Genomic DNA, 17,392 nt, shown 5'->3' with positions numbered 1-17,392 from the left:
GCTTGACCCAATGACCGTTAACCGCTAATATCGCTGTTGGAAAGTGGCACTATATGGCCCGAAATGAGTGGCACTATATGACCGAAATAGCCAACTATGCTCTTGAGAAAAATTTTTGCCGTCTTTCTTTTTTAAATTGCAGCTCAATTCTTAGTTTTGCTCACATTTATCCAAAAATCAAATACCCTAACAGTTGATTATACTAGTAACCGGAGCAGCAGGCTTCATCGGATTTCATTTAAGCAAACGATTACTCCAGGAGGGACACCAGGTTGTCGGAATTGATGACCTCAACGATTACTATTCAGTGGACCTCAAAACAGACCGCGTTGAAGAGTTAAAAGATACAAGTAGTGAATTCTCTTTTGTTAAAGCTGATATTTCTGATATAGACAAAATCGAGGAAGTCTTTCAAGAACATAATATCAGCAGAATCTATCATCTAGCCGCGCAAGCCGGAGTAAGATACTCCATTAACAACCCTGATGTCTATATCCGGAGCAACCTGATTGGATTTTATAATATTATCGAGGCCGCACGGCAGCATGATATCGAGCACCTGATATTTGCCTCCTCCTCTTCTGTCTATGGGGCTAACAAAAAAGTGCCCTACGAAGTGAGTGACCATACCGACCACCCGGTTTCACTGTATGCGGCGACCAAAAAGTCAAATGAGATGCTGGCCCACTCCTATTCGCACCTGTATGATATTCCCATGACGGGACTTCGTTTCTTTACGGTTTACGGCCCTTGGGGACGTCCGGATATGGCTTATTTCAAGTTTACCGACCTTATTAAAAGCGGCCAGCAGATTGAGATATACAATGAAGGCGACATGTACCGCGATTTTACCTATGTGGATGATATCGTGGAAGCACTATACCGTATATTAAATGTGATTCCTGAGCCTTCAAACCAATGGGATGCTGAAAACCCGAGCCCCGAAGTGGGACCAGCGCCCTATCGACTGTACAATATCGGCAATAACACTCCCATTAAACTCATGGATTTTGTCAATATCCTGGAAGAAGCATTGGGCGTTGAAGCGAACAAAGTCTTTAAGCCGATGCAGCCGGGAGATGTGTATCGCACCTGGGCGGATTGTGAGGACCTATACAACACGATCGAATACAAACCAGAGACCGATTTGGAAGAGGGAATCGGAGCGTTTGTGGATTGGTATGAAAAGTACTACAACTAACCAAAAAACTTCTGTTTGAAAACCCGCATAAAGAACAGGGGATTCCCGATAATATAACGATCAAACATACGTACCGGCTCTTTTAAAAATCGATACAGCCACTCGAGGCCATTCTCGTGCATCCACCTGGGAGCCCGGGATTCAGTTCCGGCCAGGAAATTAAAACAATTGCCGCCGGTCATGATAATTCCGACATTTAATTTATTTCGATTATCTCTTATCCACTTTTCCTGAAGGGGCATGCCAAATCCTACGATTAGAATATCGGGATTAAGCTGATTGATCTCTTGAATAATACGTTCATTCTCTTCACCCTCTTTTTTAAAAAAGCCGTGATGTGTTCCTACAACCTTTAGGTCGGGATATTTTTCCTGCAATCTCTTTTTTGCTTTTTCAGGAATCCCTTCTTCATTACCTAAAAAATACATCGACAGCCCCTCCTTCTCACAATATGCAGCCAGATCCCAGCCGAAATCGGCCCAGGTCATGCGCTCTTTTATTGGAGTGCCCAAAATCTTTCCAGCAAGCTGGATGCCCGCCGAATCGTTCCGGACCAGCTCGGCCTTGTTGTTCATTTTTAATAGCCACTTGTACTTTTGAGCTTGGTTAATTCCATGAATATTTGCCGATAACATGACCGCGGGATCAGATGGGCTTTGGTCTTGCGCATATTTATTTATGGCCTCCAAAAGTTCATCCAACTCCAGGTTGCTTACTTTACATTCTGCAATATAAACCTCACTCGCCTTCATCAATCAATAATATTAGTATAGCTAAAAGATATGTGGTTAGAATTTTTAATTTTAAAATTAATCCATTTATAACAGCTCTTTATACAACTCAAATGTCCTCCGGGCGGTGTTTTCCCAAGTATAGCTATTCAGGATTTCGGGGTACTTATTTATCATTTTTCTTCTTATTTCTTCACTGTCAATTATTCTGATCATAGATTCCTTTAGCTCCTGAATGTCTTCCGGATCGTGATATAAAACTTGACCTTGTGTTATTTCTGAAAGACACGCCGCATTGGAGCTTATAATGGGAAGTCCATATGCCATCGCCTCGATCAGGGGCAGGCCGAAGCCTTCATAAATCGAGGGCATCAAAAAGCAAAAAGCACCTTTGTAGAGTTGCCGGAGTTCTTCATTAGATACATACCCCTTTACGACTACATCCTTCCCAAGTGCACGGCTATATTGAAAGTCATTAACGATAGCTTCATTTCCTTCCCCTACAATTACCAACTGAATTTCATCATTATGTTCTTTTTTATACTGATAAAAGGCTTTCAAGACCGTACCCAAATTCTTATGGGGCAGACCCTTTCCCACAAATAAAAAGTATTTGCCGTGCTCATTCAATGGTTCTTCTGGAACTCCATTGCGTATTGGCTCAACGCCATATGACTGATAAATAACTTCCACTTTTTGTTTATAAATCTTAAACTTATTGACAAGATCTTTCTTTGTGTTCTCAGAAATGGAGATAATTTTAGCTGAGCTTTTACATGATCTGTATGTGGAAAATATGCGATATATCTGCCGAAAGTAATTGTACTTTTTGATATACAATTCAGCCAGATCGTGCACTGTCACAATAATCGGGATTTCCCCGCTTCTCAATAGAATTGGATTTAACACATGGATAACATCTGCATTGTACTTTTTCCCATAGTGTTCCAGAGAAAAGAAGTGAAAAAGATGTTTTCTGATAGTTCCTATTAAGGTGTTCGGATGGTGAACCTCGATAGGTTGCAGGTTCGGATGCTTATTCAGTGCACCTTTTATATGTTTATTGACCAACACATAAAACTTGTCGTCCGGTTGCTGTTCCACGAGCTTGTTAATCAAATTGACGGAATAGTTACCCACTCCCGAAATTTTGGAATCGGTATGCAGTGCACTAATGAGTACATTCATGTATCAATTCTGATATTTTTTGATCTATTCGTTCCACCTTTTTTTCCCAGCTGTTTTCACTGGCTACCTCTATTCTCCGGGTAAATTTTTGCCTGCTGTCTTGTTCAACACATTTTCGAATATTGTTGATAAAAGAATCGTGATCATCCGAGAGATAAATAAGGGTATCATAGTCTGCCAAGCTGGGCAGAGCGGTTGAAACTACCGGTTTTCCTGACGCAAGGTATTCAAAAAGCTTCAAGGGGAAGACGCCCCTAGTATAGCCGTTAATATTATAAGGTATAATACAGACATTGGATTCCGCGATGTATCCTGGTAATTCTTCATGGTCTTTAGGACCTAAAAATCGAACATTTTGCAAGTTCTGTGGATCAATATTATCAGAACTTCCCCATCCTCCTATGGGACCAATCATAGTAACAGCAAACCCCTCTTTGTCCAGCTTTTGGATTAACGTGAGGTCTACTTTGTGACTATTAATTGCACCTACGTAGAAAACATCAATACGGTCACCTGGATGATGCCTTTTAAAGGTTGCCTTTTCTTTAAAAATAGCAACATCGGCGACGTTTTCTTCCAGGATATAATTCTTGGCAAACTTTCCTTTATTATCAGCCAGAGGTTTTGAAGTAAAAATCGTTAAGTCAACCACTTTTAACATTTGTTTTTCAAGATTGAGAAAGCGCTCTTTTTCCTTTTCTCTTTGGCCGTAGTAAGGGGATTCCTCATAGAAATCCACACAGTCATAAACTTTTAATACGGCCGGCATATCTCTCGTCCTGACAAACGCCTCAGGAGAATAATACCAGAAAATGATTTCTTCTTGCCCTGCTAAATAATAGGATACTATCTTCTTCAATATAAACCAAGAGAGTGCTCTCAAAAGATGGGGTCCCCGATATAAAAAAAGTAAAACAGGACTGAGAACTGTTACACCATCAGTCTGCTTCCACCAGGTAAAAAGGAAACGGAATGGGTTTTTCAGAAGCTTACGCTTGTAATATCTTTTACTCTGAATACCGGGATCAATGTAGAGAACCTCATACTTCCTGGCTAGTCTTGACATCAAATTCTGCCGATTGGTCCATTGCAGATTATCCCATTCGGAAGTTGAAAAGCAGATTATTTTCTTTTTCTCCATAAAAAACTATCATCGGTTCCGTAATATTTAAGGAAGAAATTAATGATATTGAAAACATAATAGTTGGGTCAGTAAAAAAATTTGTTGTCAAGCTTAACATAAATGCTGCAAAAAAGTATGAAAGTATGAAATGTTTATTCCAAGACTTAAAGGCAATGATTTTATAAACAATTATATAGCTTAACAACAATCCTAAAAAACCAACTTCGGCATAAAAAGTAAAAATATGACCTTTATTACCTACCTTATATTCTTCATTACTAACTGGATTATAATAACGAGATGGGCCATCCCCTATTAATTTAAAAGGTTGATTTGAATAGTAATAAATCGCAGCAAGTCTTGAATAACCACCCTCCTGAAAACTACTTAAATCAATTTGATCAAAAGAGTTTGGGTTAAAATAATAACTTATTCTTTCAATTTTATCAGCAACAAATGGTATTTTAAAAATAAATTGATAAGATCCTATGATAGTTAAAAATATCACTATAATGAATATTACATTTTTTAATTTCCCAAAATCATATTTTATATAAAAAAAGTAAATCCAAATTATTATCAAAGAAATATTTAATATCTGAGAATTACCTAAAAAAACAGATAATGTTAAAACAAATAGTATTAAATTTTGAAGCCAATAACTCATATCAATTTTTTTGTACATCAATATAAGTATTAAACCAATCAAAAAGATCGACATACTAGGATCATTTTTTACTATAAAGGTCCCAAAAACTATATCGACATCACTAATAGGAACGGCTGAAAATGAACGAAGGAAGGGATGAAATAATCTTTGAATTATTAGCACTGGAAGCTGCAAGCAGCCAATAAATAGAAATGTATATAAAATATATTTCCGATATTTTTTATTACTAACAATAAGCCTTGCAACAAAAAAAACAATAAATGAAGATACTAATGCTCTAGAGAAAACAACAACATCAAATAATGATGAATAATTTTTAATCGCAGATACAATAATTATAAATAATAATATTATATAATATATTTCTATATTTCCAATTTTTGAATTGAAATTTACTACATAAACAATTATACCTAGTACACTTATTATTGTAAGATTTATTGGTATACCAATCATTTCAAACAATCCTCCAAACAAATAAAATATTGATAAATACAATAAGAAAATTGCTAACGAAGTATACCTAGTGCAATCCTTAATAAAATCTCTTACAATTGAAATATTCATTCTTAATTGATAAAGTACTGATTAAATCATATAAGTTTATAACTTAATAATGGTAAAATTATCATACTTTCTATATCTTTTATAAATAATTTTTGAGGTCTTTTTATACTTAAATGAATTAATAATATCTAAATCATATTGAAATGAATACAACATGGAGCTATTGCCAAATAAGGCATAACAATTATCAAGTGCAGTAGAAATAAATGATGCTATAATCTCAGGCAACTTGTTTTGTTTAATCAGATATGTTTCAATTGGTTCATCAATATTTTTAAATTCAAAACCCAAATTTTCTATCTCTTGAAATTTTTTTGAGTTTTCTCTCCTGTGCGGCACATAATAAACTGTTTTTCCTTCAAAATAGTCTAAAACCCTTCTTAGAAGAGTTAGATAATCTTTTCTCTCTATAAAACCGTATTCTGAGATATTATTTCCTAAAAAATAAACCTGTCCTTCCTCTACTTTTTTCTTTTTTAAACTACATTTTAAAAATGAATAATCATTAATGATATCAGTTTCTCTAGTGTATTCACTGTAAAAGGTGAAAAAATTAATGTCCCAAATATCCTTATCATTAAAATTAAACAGCCAGTTTAATGCCTTTCTTATTGGATTAAGAGTAGATCTGAGTCCTTCTTTTGAAATTATCTTTTTATGAATGAACAAAGCTACATTACCATCATCCAACAAAAAAGATTTTTTACAATTACTTTTATGAACAAAATTTCTCATCAACAAAGAACGATATTCTCCTATAAATACATTGTTTACTTTCGATCTCTTCTCCTTCAAGATACTCTCAAGTTCATTTTGCCATTTATAAAGCATCATCTTGTTATGGCTGTTGGGTAATTCATAAACAGAATCCCAGCATGAGTGATCTACCAGTTTCTTTATTTGATTCATGCTTTTTGGGGAAGCACCTCTTAAAATTATAAGTACATTTTTTTCATCTACACATAATTTATATTTGGCCTCTCTAGCATTCAAATATTGTAATGGGGACTCAACTAAAAAATAATTCATTGATAAAATTTTTTATTTTTTTCTGAAAAGCCACGGCATTTCATGAACTCTAGTAGCTAATTTCCAAGTAAGAATAAATTGCATCAAATAGGTTATTGTAGTAGCCTGGGCTGCTCCGATTGCACCAAACTCTCTTATTAAAAAATAGTTCAAGACAATATTTGTTGTAGCAGCTATAAATGTCATCCAAGACAACCAATGAGTCTTTTCTTCATAAAAAATATAATTCGTTACCATCATATACATCCCATTAAATGCGTATCCAATAGCAACCCAGATGATATATGAAGTAGCACTAAAAAAAGCTTCACCTACAAAAAAGTTCATAAACCAAGGGGCAATCAAAGAAAGGATTAGTGCCAAACCTATAATTACCACAAAATAGCCATATGTAAATCGTACGATTTTCTTCTTTACTGCTTCATCTCCTTCATTCAACTTTTCAAATAGCCAAGGTGTCCATGCTTTGTTAAAGGATCCCGCCAGTACACCAATAATCATACCTATTTGATAGCCCACTGTATAAATGCCAGTTTCACTAATATTTACCATATTTGTAATAAATACTCTATCAATCATGGTAATTATGAATCCACTTAACACATGGGGTATTAACGGAACACCATATGAGAGAGCATGTTTTATATATTCATAAACTATCTTAAAATTTATTAACTGGTTATACCATAAAATTATAACTGCCCCAACTCCAAATAAAGTAACAGCAATCACCTTTCCAATTACTCTTCCCTCCCAACCATACCCCATTCCAACGATCAACAAAATCGCCAAGCTAAGGTTAAGCAATGTCAACAAAATTTTAAATACACCATAGTGTATAGCATTATCCTGAGCCTGCCAGTTTACCAAAATAATGTTAACAGTAAACTGTCCAACAGCTACTAACAAGACAGTACCTAACCAATCTTTGGGAAACTGAGAATAAGAAGCAATAAAGTCTGAAAGGAAAAAAACTACACTCCCTATTAATATAGTACTGCAAGACAAGATGAATAGTACATTCCCAATATATGTTGGAATGTTAATATCTTCTTTAAAATAGTTCCGTAAAACCGCTGAATGGCCATTATAACCTACTAATGGGGCAACCAGGCCTACAAGAACAGTAAACATAGAAACTATTCCATAGTCTTCTGTGCTTAGATATCGGGTAAGTACTGGGAGTAATAAGAAAGGAATGGCCTTTTCTACTATACTGGAAATGGTATAAATACCACCGCTTTTAAAAAGCTTACTCTGTAATAAATTTGAAATCTTTTCTAATAAGACTGCCACTTTTGTTTAATGGAAACTAAAAAATATTTGATTTTATCATTAACTTTGCCATCTTCCAATCTAATTGAGTATCAATATCTATGGAGCTAATTTCATCCATTATATATTTTTTTACTTTTTTAAATTCAGACATTTCCTCATTATATAATGACTTTACATTGATGATGTAAATAGCACCATTAAGCTCCCAAACTTTAGGACAGTCTTGTCGTCTCTTAAATGCCCCCTCCTTTGACTTTTCCAAATATCCTTCCTCATTTTCTTCAAACAAGACAAAATACGGGTTTGCATCTGTTTCTTTTACGGAAACCACTCTATCTAAACTAGGATGATACAATTCTAATGCTTTTTTAATATGTTCTCCAGTTCTGAACGGAGTCGTCGGTTGCAACAACAAAACCGTATCTGCACTATAGTTATACTCCTGTTTGTAAAATTCAATGGCGTGTAACAACACTCCGCGTATTCCGGCAGTATCGGTAGCCAAGTGGGCCGGACGTAAAAAAGGAACATCCAACCCGGTTTGCTCAACTATCTTTTTAATCTCTTTATCATCAGTAGAAACACAGATAACCTCCTCATCAAACACTTCGAGAGCTGCTTCTATGGTGTAGTAAATAAGCGGTTTCCCACCAAGCTTTTTTATATTTTTGCGGGGAATTCCTTTTGAACCTCCTCTTGCGGGAATTACTACTAGCGGTTTCATCAAAATTTAATAGTTTTAATATCTTTCTGAGCCTTCTCAAAATCTTCATGCTTACCTATATCCAGCCAATAACCAGTTAAAGGATATGAAAAGACCTTTTTCCCTTTCGCAATTAATTTTTCCATTAAATCAGTAGTATCATAAAACTTATTATTGGGTATAAAATCCACGATTTCTCTTTTCATCAGATAAATACCCCCGTTCGAATAGTATGTATAGGTCGGTTTCTCCTTAAAATTCATGACATGTCCATTCGATGTCTCCAGTACCGCATACGGTATATCAACTTTATAAGGTATCGTTACAACGGCAAAATCCGCACCCTCTTCCAAAAACTGCAAAAAGAAATCTTCATAGTCTAAATTTGTAAGTATATCTGAGTTAGTTAGCAGAATATAGTCATGCCGGAAATTCTCTATTTTGGACAAGGCCCCGGCTGTTCCCAACGGTTCGTTTTCCCAAATATATTCTATATGCAAATTCCGGCCGTTGCCATTGCCAAAATGTTCCTCGATCTGCTCTCCCAGATAATTTACCGTAATCCAAAAATCATCCATTCCATATTCCGAGAGTCGCTGGATGTTGTGCTCCAAAATAGGTTTGTCTCCCACCTCCAACAGTGGCTTTGGAGTATCTTCAGTGAGTGGACGAAGGCGGGTCCCCTTCCCTCCGGCCATAATTACCACATCAACCGGCAGATAAGATTTCAAATAATTGAAATTGAGGACATTTATCACTCGGTCCTTCTCATCCAGAATAGGCAGTATCTGAAAATTATTTTCCCGATATTTTATGATCTTGTCAATATCATAATTACTCTTGCGAATATATTTCGGATCAGATTGAATGATCGTATCAACAGGCTGATCCGTTTGAACATCATTGATCAATCCGCGACGCACATCACCATCAGTCATTGCTCCTAACAGTTTATCATTTTCATCTACAATAAAAGTAACGGCATCCTTTGCAAGCATATCCAATACCTTGAGAGCCTCTTTGATTGATGTCCCCGATGGTATCAGATGGTCTTTATAGTGTCTCAAAACGATAGGATTTTATAATTTGAAAGGCTTCTGCGTACTCGACTCCAGCTGTGGCCCCCCGGTGAGTGGCTACAGCCTTTATATTACGTTCAGAACGTGGAAATGGGTGAGTGCCTAACTCCGATTTAAAAATATTCATAATTTTAATTTTCTCTTCAAGCTCGTCGCTAATATCTACATAACAATTCGGCTGAAATTGCTTTTCAGGCAAGGCCGGGGCAAACTCCGTCTCTGAGATACATTCATACATTAATACCTCTCGAATAAAAGGATAACGAAAAGATTTCGTGCAGGCCATTACCGCATCAAATACTACGCGGTGATCAGAATGGGCATCTGACCTGTTCATGGTATAAATCACTTCCGGGGTGTGACTGCTAACCACTTCAGAGATATCAGAAATAAGGCTACCCAAATCATCGGAGCTCAAACTCATTGTTGGATAATCAAGTTTGACTGTTTCTTGAACATTATAACACTCTGCTACCTGCTCAATTTCTTTTTGTCTTTTAGATACCCGTTGTTTGCTAAAGCCCTGATGTTCAAAAATATTGGTTACGATCAACCAAATAATTTTATCTCCTTGCTTTGAATGGCGCAATACCGTTCCCCCAGCACCAAGTGTCTCGTCATCTGGATGGGCTGATAGTATTAGTACCGGTTTACTCATAACAAATACTCACCTTTTTGGGGCATTTCATCCAACTTATGCTCTGTAAGCCAAATAGCCATATCCCCTGTTTTAACTAAGATTTTTCTATTATCCACGTCAAGCACTTTCCCTGGTTCAATATTTTTGGGTGCCTTTTTTCCTACTTTAGTATCCCATACTTTGACATCCTTACCCTTATACTCAAAATGGGCTCCTACATAAGGTTTGCTCAGTGCTCTTACCAGGTTATAGATAGCCTCCGAAGACATCCTAAAATCAATCTTTCCATCATCTTTTCCTCTTTTTCGCCAGCTATTACCAGTGCCTGAATCCTGGGGAATTCTGTGGATATTCCCCGTTTCAAATTGCTCAATTATTTCTTCAAGTTGTCCTGTTGCAGTTGTTGTCATTCTTTTATAGACATCTATAGCTTTATCTTCAAAATGGATAGGGAATAACTTTTGAGAAATAACGTCGCCAGTATCCGCACCTTTATTCATAATAAAAAAAGTAGAGCCTGTTTCTCTTAGTCCTAAAGCTACAGCCCATATTAAAGGGTGGCGACCGCGGTTATGGGGTAGTTTAGAAGGGTGATATCCTACAGCACCCTTTGGGGGTATGCTCAATACCTTCTCTTTCAACAGTTGTGACCATCCCAGACAGAATATCACATCTGGTTGTTTTTTTTGTATCCAACTAATCGTTCTTGTAGAGTTTACATCATTTGTGTAGTGATAAGGAATATTATTATCCACCGCTAATTTTGAGAGGTCAACGAAATCAGCATTAAAATCAGACCGCTCTTTAGTGACCACTCCAACTAAATTTGTATTGAGCTCAATTAGTTTCTCCAGCGCCTTTTCAGAAAATTGTACGGATCCAATGAAAAGTATTCGCATATCTTTCAGATATCGTAAAACTGTTTTTTAATAATATTATTTAATTCGACTTCTTTTAATATTGGAATCATCTTTTCAGATGAAAACCCATTATCATAAGGATTTAGTTGTTCTCTAGTTGATGTGATAAAATCATTTTTTAGGGCTTTTTGAATGCCCTTTCCAATATCTTCAATATTTGTTTTAGTATGTATCACCGTTGGCCCTGCTACTCTTCCTCTTTGCCGGTCACCTATATCTACTGTGGGTTTCTTAAAAGATGGAACTTCAACTAATCCACTAGAAGAATTCCCAATTACAACATCAACGTGTTTTAATGCAGACAGATATCTACGTTGACCTAATGACGTAAATGCAACACAGCGGTCAGAATTCTTCTGCACGTAATCATTTATTCGCTTTATAATAACTCGACCATCCGTATCAGCATTAGGCATTGTAAAAATTACTTTCGCCTCTGGAAATTCATCGATAGCCCTTAATAATGTATTGATCTGGCTTTCAGCTGTCTTTTTTTCTAATGTTACCGGATGATAGGTAACCAGAAAAGTGGGTGAACCAAGCTCAAAATTGATACTTTCTTCAAACTCTGATCTATCCAATAAATCCAGCCGATAAATATTTTCAATACCTAATGCACCCACATTAAAAACCCGATCAGGTTGTTCTCCCAGTTGAATTACTCGTTTTTTATACTCCTCTGTAGAAGTAAAATGCAAATGACTCATTTTGGTAATAGAATGTCGAATGGGTTCATCAATCAACCCTTCTGTTGCCTCACCACCATGACAGTGAGCAACAGGAATACGAGCAATCATGGCCGCTGATACTGCTGAGAAAATTTCAAAGCGATCTCCCAAAACCAAAACCAGGTCGGGTTGAAGTTCAGCAAATGCTTCAGAAAACGATATCATCCCCAATCCCATGGATTTGCTAATGCCAACAGGGGTATCAGAAGAAAGCAAAGTTTCAATTTTCTTTGTAACAGGTATATCTTGTTGTTCAATATCCTCGATTGTCAAGCCAAATTCTGGAGATAAATGCATACCCGTAACATATAACTGTAATTCAAGATCTGAATCTTTCTGTATTTCTTTAATTACCCAATATAGTAATCCAAACTCTGCTCTGGTGCCTGTTATAACGGCAATTTTGCGATTATTCATACCAAATCTTCCCAGCTCAATTGTTCATTCTTTCTAAGATTTTTGTTTACTTTTCTGCCTACTACTTCAGTATACTTCATGGGAGAAATTCCACCTGCGGGTCGAAGTGGAATGAGATCCTCCTCATTTATTGTACTTCCCTTATTTAAGTTTTGGGCTAAATGAATACTTTTTCGAACAACTTCAATATTTTTTTTCTCACTTTTGCTTGGCTTCTTCTTGCCATCTCCGGAAAGAGCTTGTTCAATATTTCTAATGCACCCTACCATCGCTTTTAATTCCTGCGGTTCTAACGAAGCCCGGTGATCGGGTCCGGGCAGACTTCGATCTATGGTAAAATGCTTTTCTATCACTTTTGCTCCTCTCGCAACTGCGGCGATTGGCACTTCAATACCTAACGTGTGATCTGAGTACCCAACCTGTACCCCCAATTCTTTTGCTATGGTATCCATGGCTTTTAGATTCACATCCTCTATGGGTGTAGGATATTCCGTATTACAGTGTAAAACTGTAATCTGTTCTTTTGTCAAACCAAATTCAGTTAATACGGCTATAGCATCTTTAATTTCTTGTAGTGTTGCCATACCAGTTGACAGAACTACCGGTTTCCCTTTTTGACCTAACCTTCTCAGGTACGGGTAGTTGGTAATTTCTCCAGAAGGACTCTTAAAAAAGGGTAATCCTAGTTCATCAAGGTAATTGATACCTTCCACATCAAATGCCGTTGACAGGAAATGAATATCATATTCTTTACATTTCTGAATAATAAATTGGTGATCTTCATCGCTTAACTCTACCGATTTAAGCATACTATACTGATCATCAGTATCATCACCAATATTTTCTGCCTGATATTCAGCTTTCTTTGCTTTTCGGCTTACAATTTTTTCAGCATCAAAGGTCTGAAATTTTATGAAATCAGCTCCGGCATCAGCCGCCACTCTTATTAATTCCTCAGCGGTTTTCCGGTCACCGTTATGATTAACACCTGCTTCGGCAATTATTGTTACTTTTTGTGCATTCATATTTCTCTACCTGGATTACCTACAACCTTTTTTCCATCAGGAATATCCTGTATAATTGTTGCTCCAGCCCCTACTATTACGTTTACTCCTATAGTAATTCCTTCCTTTACTACCGCATTTGCACCGATAAACGAGCCTTTCCCAACAGCAACATTGCCTGCTAAGACAGCTCCAGGTGATATATGAACGCCCTCATCAATATGGCATTCATGTTCAATAGTACAATTTGTATTCAATACCACATACTTCTCAATTTTACTTAATGCATTTATTGTTGCGTGGGCAGAAATAAACGTCCCCTCACCAATAGTTGCACTGTTCGAAATTTCAGCCGCCGGATGAATAATTGTCCGCAATAACTCGTTTTTACTCTTAACTAAGTCACCAAGATTCGTGCGAATTTTATTATCGCCTACCCCTAAAATAAAACCGAAATCCTTTCCCCATCCTTTGAAGTTGTCACTACCTTCAAAACCCATATAGTTTAAATTCAGGGGGTCATTTTGAACTTTCACCTTATCCGCATAATAATCAATAGAAATACCGGCCTTTTCTGCTGCTTCTGCGACAACATAGGCATGTCCAGAATATCCCAGTAATATATTTTTACTATTTGACACGGACGCTACTCGGTATATTCGCGATTCGGTCTTCTAAATACTCTGCATTTTGTTGATCATCCCTCAAACAATCCTCATACATTGGTAGTCGGTACATCAACTGCCAAATAGGCCGGGTCATAATACCTTTTTTATTTGTCTGCTCCAGAAAATTGTCTCTGCGCTCTCGATTCTCCAGCTCTATACACATTAACCAATAATTGACCCTGGTATTGGGTTGCTCTGTCCTGAACGCAACTCCCTTCTCGGCAAAAAAAGCTTCATACTTTTCAGCCAGCAATCGTTTGTTTTCTATATAATCATCCAACTGTTCCAACTGAGCACAAAGCAATGCCGCATTTAAATTGGGCATTCGATAATTATATCCCAATTCATCATGAAAATATTCATAGCTCTTAGATTTTTTTGCAGTGGTTGTCAAATGTTTGGCATGTTCCCCGGCTTCTACCTTATCCGTGACGATGGCTCCTCCACCACCTGCAGTCACAATTTTATTACCATTAAAGGAGAAAATACCTAGTTCACCAAAACTTCCCGTTGGCTTTCCTTTATAAAATGAACCAAGTGATTCAGCCGCATCCTCTACCACCGGAATATTCCATTCAGTACATACTGTAAGCAATTCATCCAGGTGAACCGGGAATCCAAAGGTATGCATGGGAACACAGGCAGCTATGCGATTACCCGTCTTTTTATTATAACAGCCACTTTCTCGAACTTCTCCATACTCTTCAAGAAATCGTTCTAATGCCCTCGGAGACAACCCCATCGTATCCCGATCTACATCAATAAATACCGGATCTGCTCCGTTATATTGAATAGCATTTGCCGTTGCTACAAAAGTCAGCGCTTGGGTTAATACCTCGTCTCCCTGCCGAACTCCTGCCAATCGCAAGGCTACCTGCAGGGCAGCTGTTCCATTTACAACAGCCACTCCACATTTGGTTTGAGAAATATCTGCAATCGTCTCTTCAAACTGATCTACATACGCACCGATGGATGAAACAAAGGTCGATTCAATCGTATTGGTTACATACTCTTTTTCATTCCCAACAAAACGAGGTACGTGTAGGGGAACAACATCATTCGTCCCGTAGTACTCACGAATAAAGCCGACGGTATCATCAATAAAATCAGTCATTAAATATTATAGATATCCGTCTTGAAGTGTTTCAAATTCTCCTCTTTAGTGTACCAATCAATCGACTTTTCAATTCCTTCTTTCAGAGAATATTCAGGTACCCACCCCGTAAATTCCTTTAACTTTTCATTAGAACCGTACAAACGATACACTTCACTTTTTTCAGGCCGAACTCGCTGCTCATCTTGTTTGATTTCAGCATTTGGGTTAATCTGATCTATAATCTCCTGAGCTAAATTTCCTATACTGATTTCATTTTGCGTGGCAATATTCACTTCTTCCCCGATAAGGTCATCACATTCAGAAACTTTAAGAAACCCTTTTGCTGTATCCTTTACATAGACGAAATCCCTTGTTGGATGTAAATCTCCCAATTCAATTTCTTCCTTACCACTGGCTAACTGGGTAATTATCGTGGGTATAACCGCCCGGGCCGATTGCCTAGGCCCGTACGTATTAAAGGGGCGCACCATGGTAACCGGAAGATCAAAGCTACGGAAAAAAGATTCGGCCATATAATCGGCACCAATTTTTGAAGCGGAGTAAGGTGATTGTCCCTGTTTGGGATGTACTTCCGTTATCGGTACAAACTGGGCCGTTCCATATACTTCAGAAGTAGAAGTTACAAGTACTCGTTCAAGCTCTAAATCTCGTGCCGCCTGTAAAACATTCAACGTACCTTTGACATTGGTATCTACATAACTGTCCGGGGAATGGTAACTGAATGGAATACCTATAAGAGCCGCAAGATGAAAAACCATATCCACATCCTGCATTGCGGTACGTACTCCATTGGGATCACGAATATCTCCGGTAAAAATTTCAATCTCCTCTAGTTTCTCTTGTGACAGAGTGTCAAGCCATCCCCAGGAGTTGAATGAGTTGTAGTAGCAAAAGGCTTTAACGTTATAACCTTCTACCAATAATAACTCTGTTAAGTGGCTGCCAATAAAACCATCAGCACCGGTAATTAATACTTTCATATTTTCTATCTCCTTATCAAAAATTCAACCACCCCAATTCCTATTGATAACAAGCAACCAAGTGATGTAAAAACAATCAATATCATAAGCCCACTCGTATTATCCTCCAACGGCACCTGCACCGGCTGCAGGATACTAACCACCGGCGTCTGCTCCTGAACTTTTAGTTTTGCCTGTTCTACCCGCTGGGCGAGGGAGTTATAAACGTTGAACGCGATATCGTATTCCGACTGCAGGCGCTGCTCGCGGGTCTGGGCCTGGGCAGTAGCAAGGTTCACGTTGCTGTCACGAAACTCCGCAAGCCGGCTCTGGGCCTCCTCGAATCGCTGGCGTACCTCCTCCAACTGTTGAAGTGCGTGCTCCAGGTCTTCCTGCGCTTTGCGGGTACGGTAGTTGGTCATATACTCCTTGAGCAAGGCAATACTCGTCTTCCCTACCTGCGCCGCGGCGTTAGGGTCCGGCATCTCAACTGACAGATTGATAACGCCGGATTCCTCGTTCAGCGAAACCGTCACGCGCTGCTGCATATTTTCAATTACCTCCATCTGGCTCTTAGTCACCGATACCACTGAGTCGGTCGCAAAACCCTGCGGCAGTGGGCGTTCTATCTCATCTCCTTCTCCCTTAATCAGCCCGATGATCTTACCCGGCAGGCCTATGGTATAGCCCGTGACGTATGAGAAAACGGAGGGCGTATAGACCTCGTCGAAAAAATTATACACCGTAGTTGTGGTATCGAATTCAGCAAAATACACGCTTTTGTTCAGCAGCTCCAGCTGAAAGGGCAGGCTTTGCACGATCTGGGGATAGAGCGTGGGCGGAATGATGCCCTGTTGCCCCATATTCAGGTCGCCGCCGCTCATACCCAACAGTCCGCCGTACTGCTGCAGTAGGCTACTGGGCCCGCTTTGCTCTGATTGCACCTCTGGCATCAGGGTGGCGCCGGTCTGATATTCTTTCGGCATCAGCAGGGCAACTAAAAGTCCTATAGTTACAAATACGCCGGTCACTTTGGCGATGAAAAAGCGCCTGCTCCAGATATGATTTGCCAACTCTATAAGATCAATCTCACGTTCTTCAAACTCCCGCTCCTCCCATTCCTCAACGGGCACAAGGCGGTATTCCTGTAGTGGAAATTCCTCGGACTGCTTCCCGGGCTTTTTGCCGGTATTGGGCTTGTTATCATTATGTGGCGTTTCGTCGCTCAGAGTATAATGGGTTATGAGTTCGTGATAAATTTTCAGTGCACAATGATACGGATTTTTAAATAGGGAGGAAAGAATAGATAATAGCGATTCTTACTGAACCTGGCAGCTGTAAGCTTGTTTGAAATGTGGAGAAACAGGGTA

At 38.3% G+C, this 17,392-nt stretch carries 17 protein-coding genes; 1 reads left to right on the top strand and 16 read right to left on the bottom strand.

Going from position 1 to position 17,392, the window contains the following annotated elements; genetic code table 11:
• The first annotated feature begins 193 nt into the window (after positions 1 to 193).
• Positions 194 to 1,201: an NAD-dependent epimerase gene (locus ACG2E4_RS04435; protein ID WP_395275810.1), complete on the top strand. Its 1,008-nt coding sequence runs from the start codon at positions 194 to 196 to the stop codon at positions 1,199 to 1,201.
• Here the strand turns inward: ACG2E4_RS04435 and ACG2E4_RS04430 are convergent.
• The 16 genes from ACG2E4_RS04430 to ACG2E4_RS04355 form a co-directional block, all read right to left on the bottom strand.
• On the bottom strand, positions 1,198 to 1,776 hold the full coding sequence (locus tag ACG2E4_RS04430) for a WecB/TagA/CpsF family glycosyltransferase (RefSeq protein ID WP_395275809.1): 579 nt from the start codon (positions 1,774 to 1,776) through the stop codon (positions 1,198 to 1,200). The two genes, ACG2E4_RS04435 and ACG2E4_RS04430, sit on opposite strands and share 4 nt — an antisense overlap.
• A gap of 243 nt (positions 1,777 to 2,019) precedes the next feature.
• A complete protein-coding gene (locus tag ACG2E4_RS04425; RefSeq protein ID WP_395275808.1) occupies positions 2,020 to 3,120 on the bottom strand; it encodes a glycosyltransferase family 4 protein in 1,101 nt (366 codons plus the stop codon).
• A complete protein-coding gene (locus ACG2E4_RS04420) occupies positions 3,104 to 4,261 on the bottom strand; it encodes a glycosyltransferase (protein ID WP_395275807.1) in 1,158 nt (385 codons plus the stop codon). The genes ACG2E4_RS04425 and ACG2E4_RS04420 overlap by 17 nt, the downstream gene beginning before the upstream one ends.
• Positions 4,215 to 5,480 carry a hypothetical protein gene (locus tag ACG2E4_RS04415; protein WP_395275806.1) on the bottom strand — a complete coding sequence of 422 codons (1,266 nt, stop codon included), beginning with the start codon at positions 5,478 to 5,480 and terminating at the stop codon, positions 4,215 to 4,217. Before ACG2E4_RS04415 ends, ACG2E4_RS04420 begins: the two co-directional genes overlap by 47 nt.
• 36 nt (positions 5,481 to 5,516) lie before the next feature.
• Positions 5,517 to 6,509: a hypothetical protein gene (locus ACG2E4_RS04410; protein ID WP_395275805.1), complete on the bottom strand. Its 993-nt coding sequence runs from the start codon at positions 6,507 to 6,509 to the stop codon at positions 5,517 to 5,519.
• Positions 6,510 to 6,521: 12 nt separating this feature from the next.
• Positions 6,522 to 7,805 (bottom strand): lipopolysaccharide biosynthesis protein, encoded by a 1,284-nt coding sequence (locus ACG2E4_RS04405; RefSeq protein ID WP_395275804.1) that lies wholly within the window; start codon positions 7,803 to 7,805, stop codon positions 6,522 to 6,524.
• A gap of 16 nt (positions 7,806 to 7,821) precedes the next feature.
• Positions 7,822 to 8,511: a cytidylyltransferase domain-containing protein gene (locus tag ACG2E4_RS04400; protein WP_395275803.1), complete on the bottom strand. Its 690-nt coding sequence runs from the start codon at positions 8,509 to 8,511 to the stop codon at positions 7,822 to 7,824.
• On the bottom strand, positions 8,511 to 9,557 hold the full coding sequence (locus ACG2E4_RS04395) for a nucleotidyltransferase family protein (protein WP_395275802.1): 1,047 nt from the start codon (positions 9,555 to 9,557) through the stop codon (positions 8,511 to 8,513). Before ACG2E4_RS04395 ends, ACG2E4_RS04400 begins: the two co-directional genes overlap by 1 nt.
• Positions 9,544 to 10,227 (bottom strand): PIG-L deacetylase family protein, encoded by a 684-nt coding sequence (locus ACG2E4_RS04390; protein ID WP_395275801.1) that lies wholly within the window; start codon positions 10,225 to 10,227, stop codon positions 9,544 to 9,546. Before ACG2E4_RS04390 ends, ACG2E4_RS04395 begins: the two co-directional genes overlap by 14 nt.
• A complete protein-coding gene (locus ACG2E4_RS04385) occupies positions 10,224 to 11,108 on the bottom strand; it encodes a methionyl-tRNA formyltransferase (protein ID WP_395275800.1) in 885 nt (294 codons plus the stop codon). The genes ACG2E4_RS04390 and ACG2E4_RS04385 overlap by 4 nt, the downstream gene beginning before the upstream one ends.
• A gap of 5 nt (positions 11,109 to 11,113) precedes the next feature.
• On the bottom strand, positions 11,114 to 12,274 hold the full coding sequence (gene neuC, locus ACG2E4_RS04380) for a UDP-N-acetylglucosamine 2-epimerase (protein ID WP_395275799.1): 1,161 nt from the start codon (positions 12,272 to 12,274) through the stop codon (positions 11,114 to 11,116).
• Positions 12,271 to 13,299, bottom strand: coding sequence for an N-acetylneuraminate synthase (neuB, locus tag ACG2E4_RS04375; protein WP_395275798.1), 1,029 nt, complete (start codon positions 13,297 to 13,299; stop codon positions 12,271 to 12,273). Before neuB ends, neuC begins: the two co-directional genes overlap by 4 nt.
• On the bottom strand, positions 13,296 to 13,919 hold the full coding sequence (locus ACG2E4_RS04370; protein WP_395275797.1) for an acetyltransferase: 624 nt from the start codon (positions 13,917 to 13,919) through the stop codon (positions 13,296 to 13,298). Before ACG2E4_RS04370 ends, neuB begins: the two co-directional genes overlap by 4 nt.
• Positions 13,909 to 15,060, bottom strand: coding sequence for a LegC family aminotransferase (locus ACG2E4_RS04365; protein WP_395275796.1), 1,152 nt, complete (start codon positions 15,058 to 15,060; stop codon positions 13,909 to 13,911). The genes ACG2E4_RS04370 and ACG2E4_RS04365 overlap by 11 nt, the downstream gene beginning before the upstream one ends.
• Positions 15,060 to 16,043: an NAD-dependent 4,6-dehydratase LegB gene (locus ACG2E4_RS04360; RefSeq protein WP_395275795.1), complete on the bottom strand. Its 984-nt coding sequence runs from the start codon at positions 16,041 to 16,043 to the stop codon at positions 15,060 to 15,062. Before ACG2E4_RS04360 ends, ACG2E4_RS04365 begins: the two co-directional genes overlap by 1 nt.
• A 5-nt stretch (positions 16,044 to 16,048) precedes the next feature.
• Entirely contained in the window at positions 16,049 to 17,155 is a 1,107-nt protein-coding gene (locus ACG2E4_RS04355) for a Wzz/FepE/Etk N-terminal domain-containing protein (protein WP_395275794.1), read from the bottom strand.
• Positions 17,156 to 17,392: the final 237 nt, after the last annotated feature.

This window comes from Halalkalibaculum sp. DA384, from assembly GCF_043951955.1.
Classification (GTDB): domain Bacteria; phylum Bacteroidota; class Rhodothermia; order Balneolales; family Balneolaceae; genus JAMQKA01.
This window is presented reverse-complemented; position numbering and strand designations above follow the sequence as displayed.

Excerpts from the sequence above, each read along its gene's own strand:
- ACG2E4_RS04430 (WP_395275809.1), bottom strand. The coding sequence starts at position 1,776 with ATGAACAACAAGGCCGAGCTGGTCCGGAACGATTCGGCGGGCATCCAG.
- ACG2E4_RS04425 (WP_395275808.1), bottom strand. The coding sequence starts at position 3,120 with ATGAATGTACTCATTAGTGCACTGCATACCGATTCCAAAATTTCGGGA.
- ACG2E4_RS04420 (WP_395275807.1), bottom strand. The coding sequence starts at position 4,261 with ATGGAGAAAAAGAAAATAATCTGCTTTTCAACTTCCGAATGGGATAAT.
- ACG2E4_RS04415 (WP_395275806.1), bottom strand. The coding sequence starts at position 5,480 with ATGAATATTTCAATTGTAAGAGATTTTATTAAGGATTGCACTAGGTAT.
- ACG2E4_RS04410 (WP_395275805.1), bottom strand. The coding sequence starts at position 6,509 with ATGAATTATTTTTTAGTTGAGTCCCCATTACAATATTTGAATGCTAGA.
- ACG2E4_RS04400 (WP_395275803.1), bottom strand. The coding sequence starts at position 8,511 with ATGAAACCGCTAGTAGTAATTCCCGCAAGAGGAGGTTCAAAAGGAATT.
- ACG2E4_RS04390 (WP_395275801.1), bottom strand. The coding sequence starts at position 10,227 with ATGAGTAAACCGGTACTAATACTATCAGCCCATCCAGATGACGAGACA.
- ACG2E4_RS04385 (WP_395275800.1), bottom strand. The coding sequence starts at position 11,108 with ATGCGAATACTTTTCATTGGATCCGTACAATTTTCTGAAAAGGCGCTG.
- neuC (WP_395275799.1), bottom strand. The coding sequence starts at position 12,274 with ATGAATAATCGCAAAATTGCCGTTATAACAGGCACCAGAGCAGAGTTT.
- neuB (WP_395275798.1), bottom strand. The coding sequence starts at position 13,299 with ATGAATGCACAAAAAGTAACAATAATTGCCGAAGCAGGTGTTAATCAT.
- ACG2E4_RS04365 (WP_395275796.1), bottom strand. The coding sequence starts at position 15,060 with ATGACTGATTTTATTGATGATACCGTCGGCTTTATTCGTGAGTACTAC.
- ACG2E4_RS04360 (WP_395275795.1), bottom strand. The coding sequence starts at position 16,043 with ATGAAAGTATTAATTACCGGTGCTGATGGTTTTATTGGCAGCCACTTA.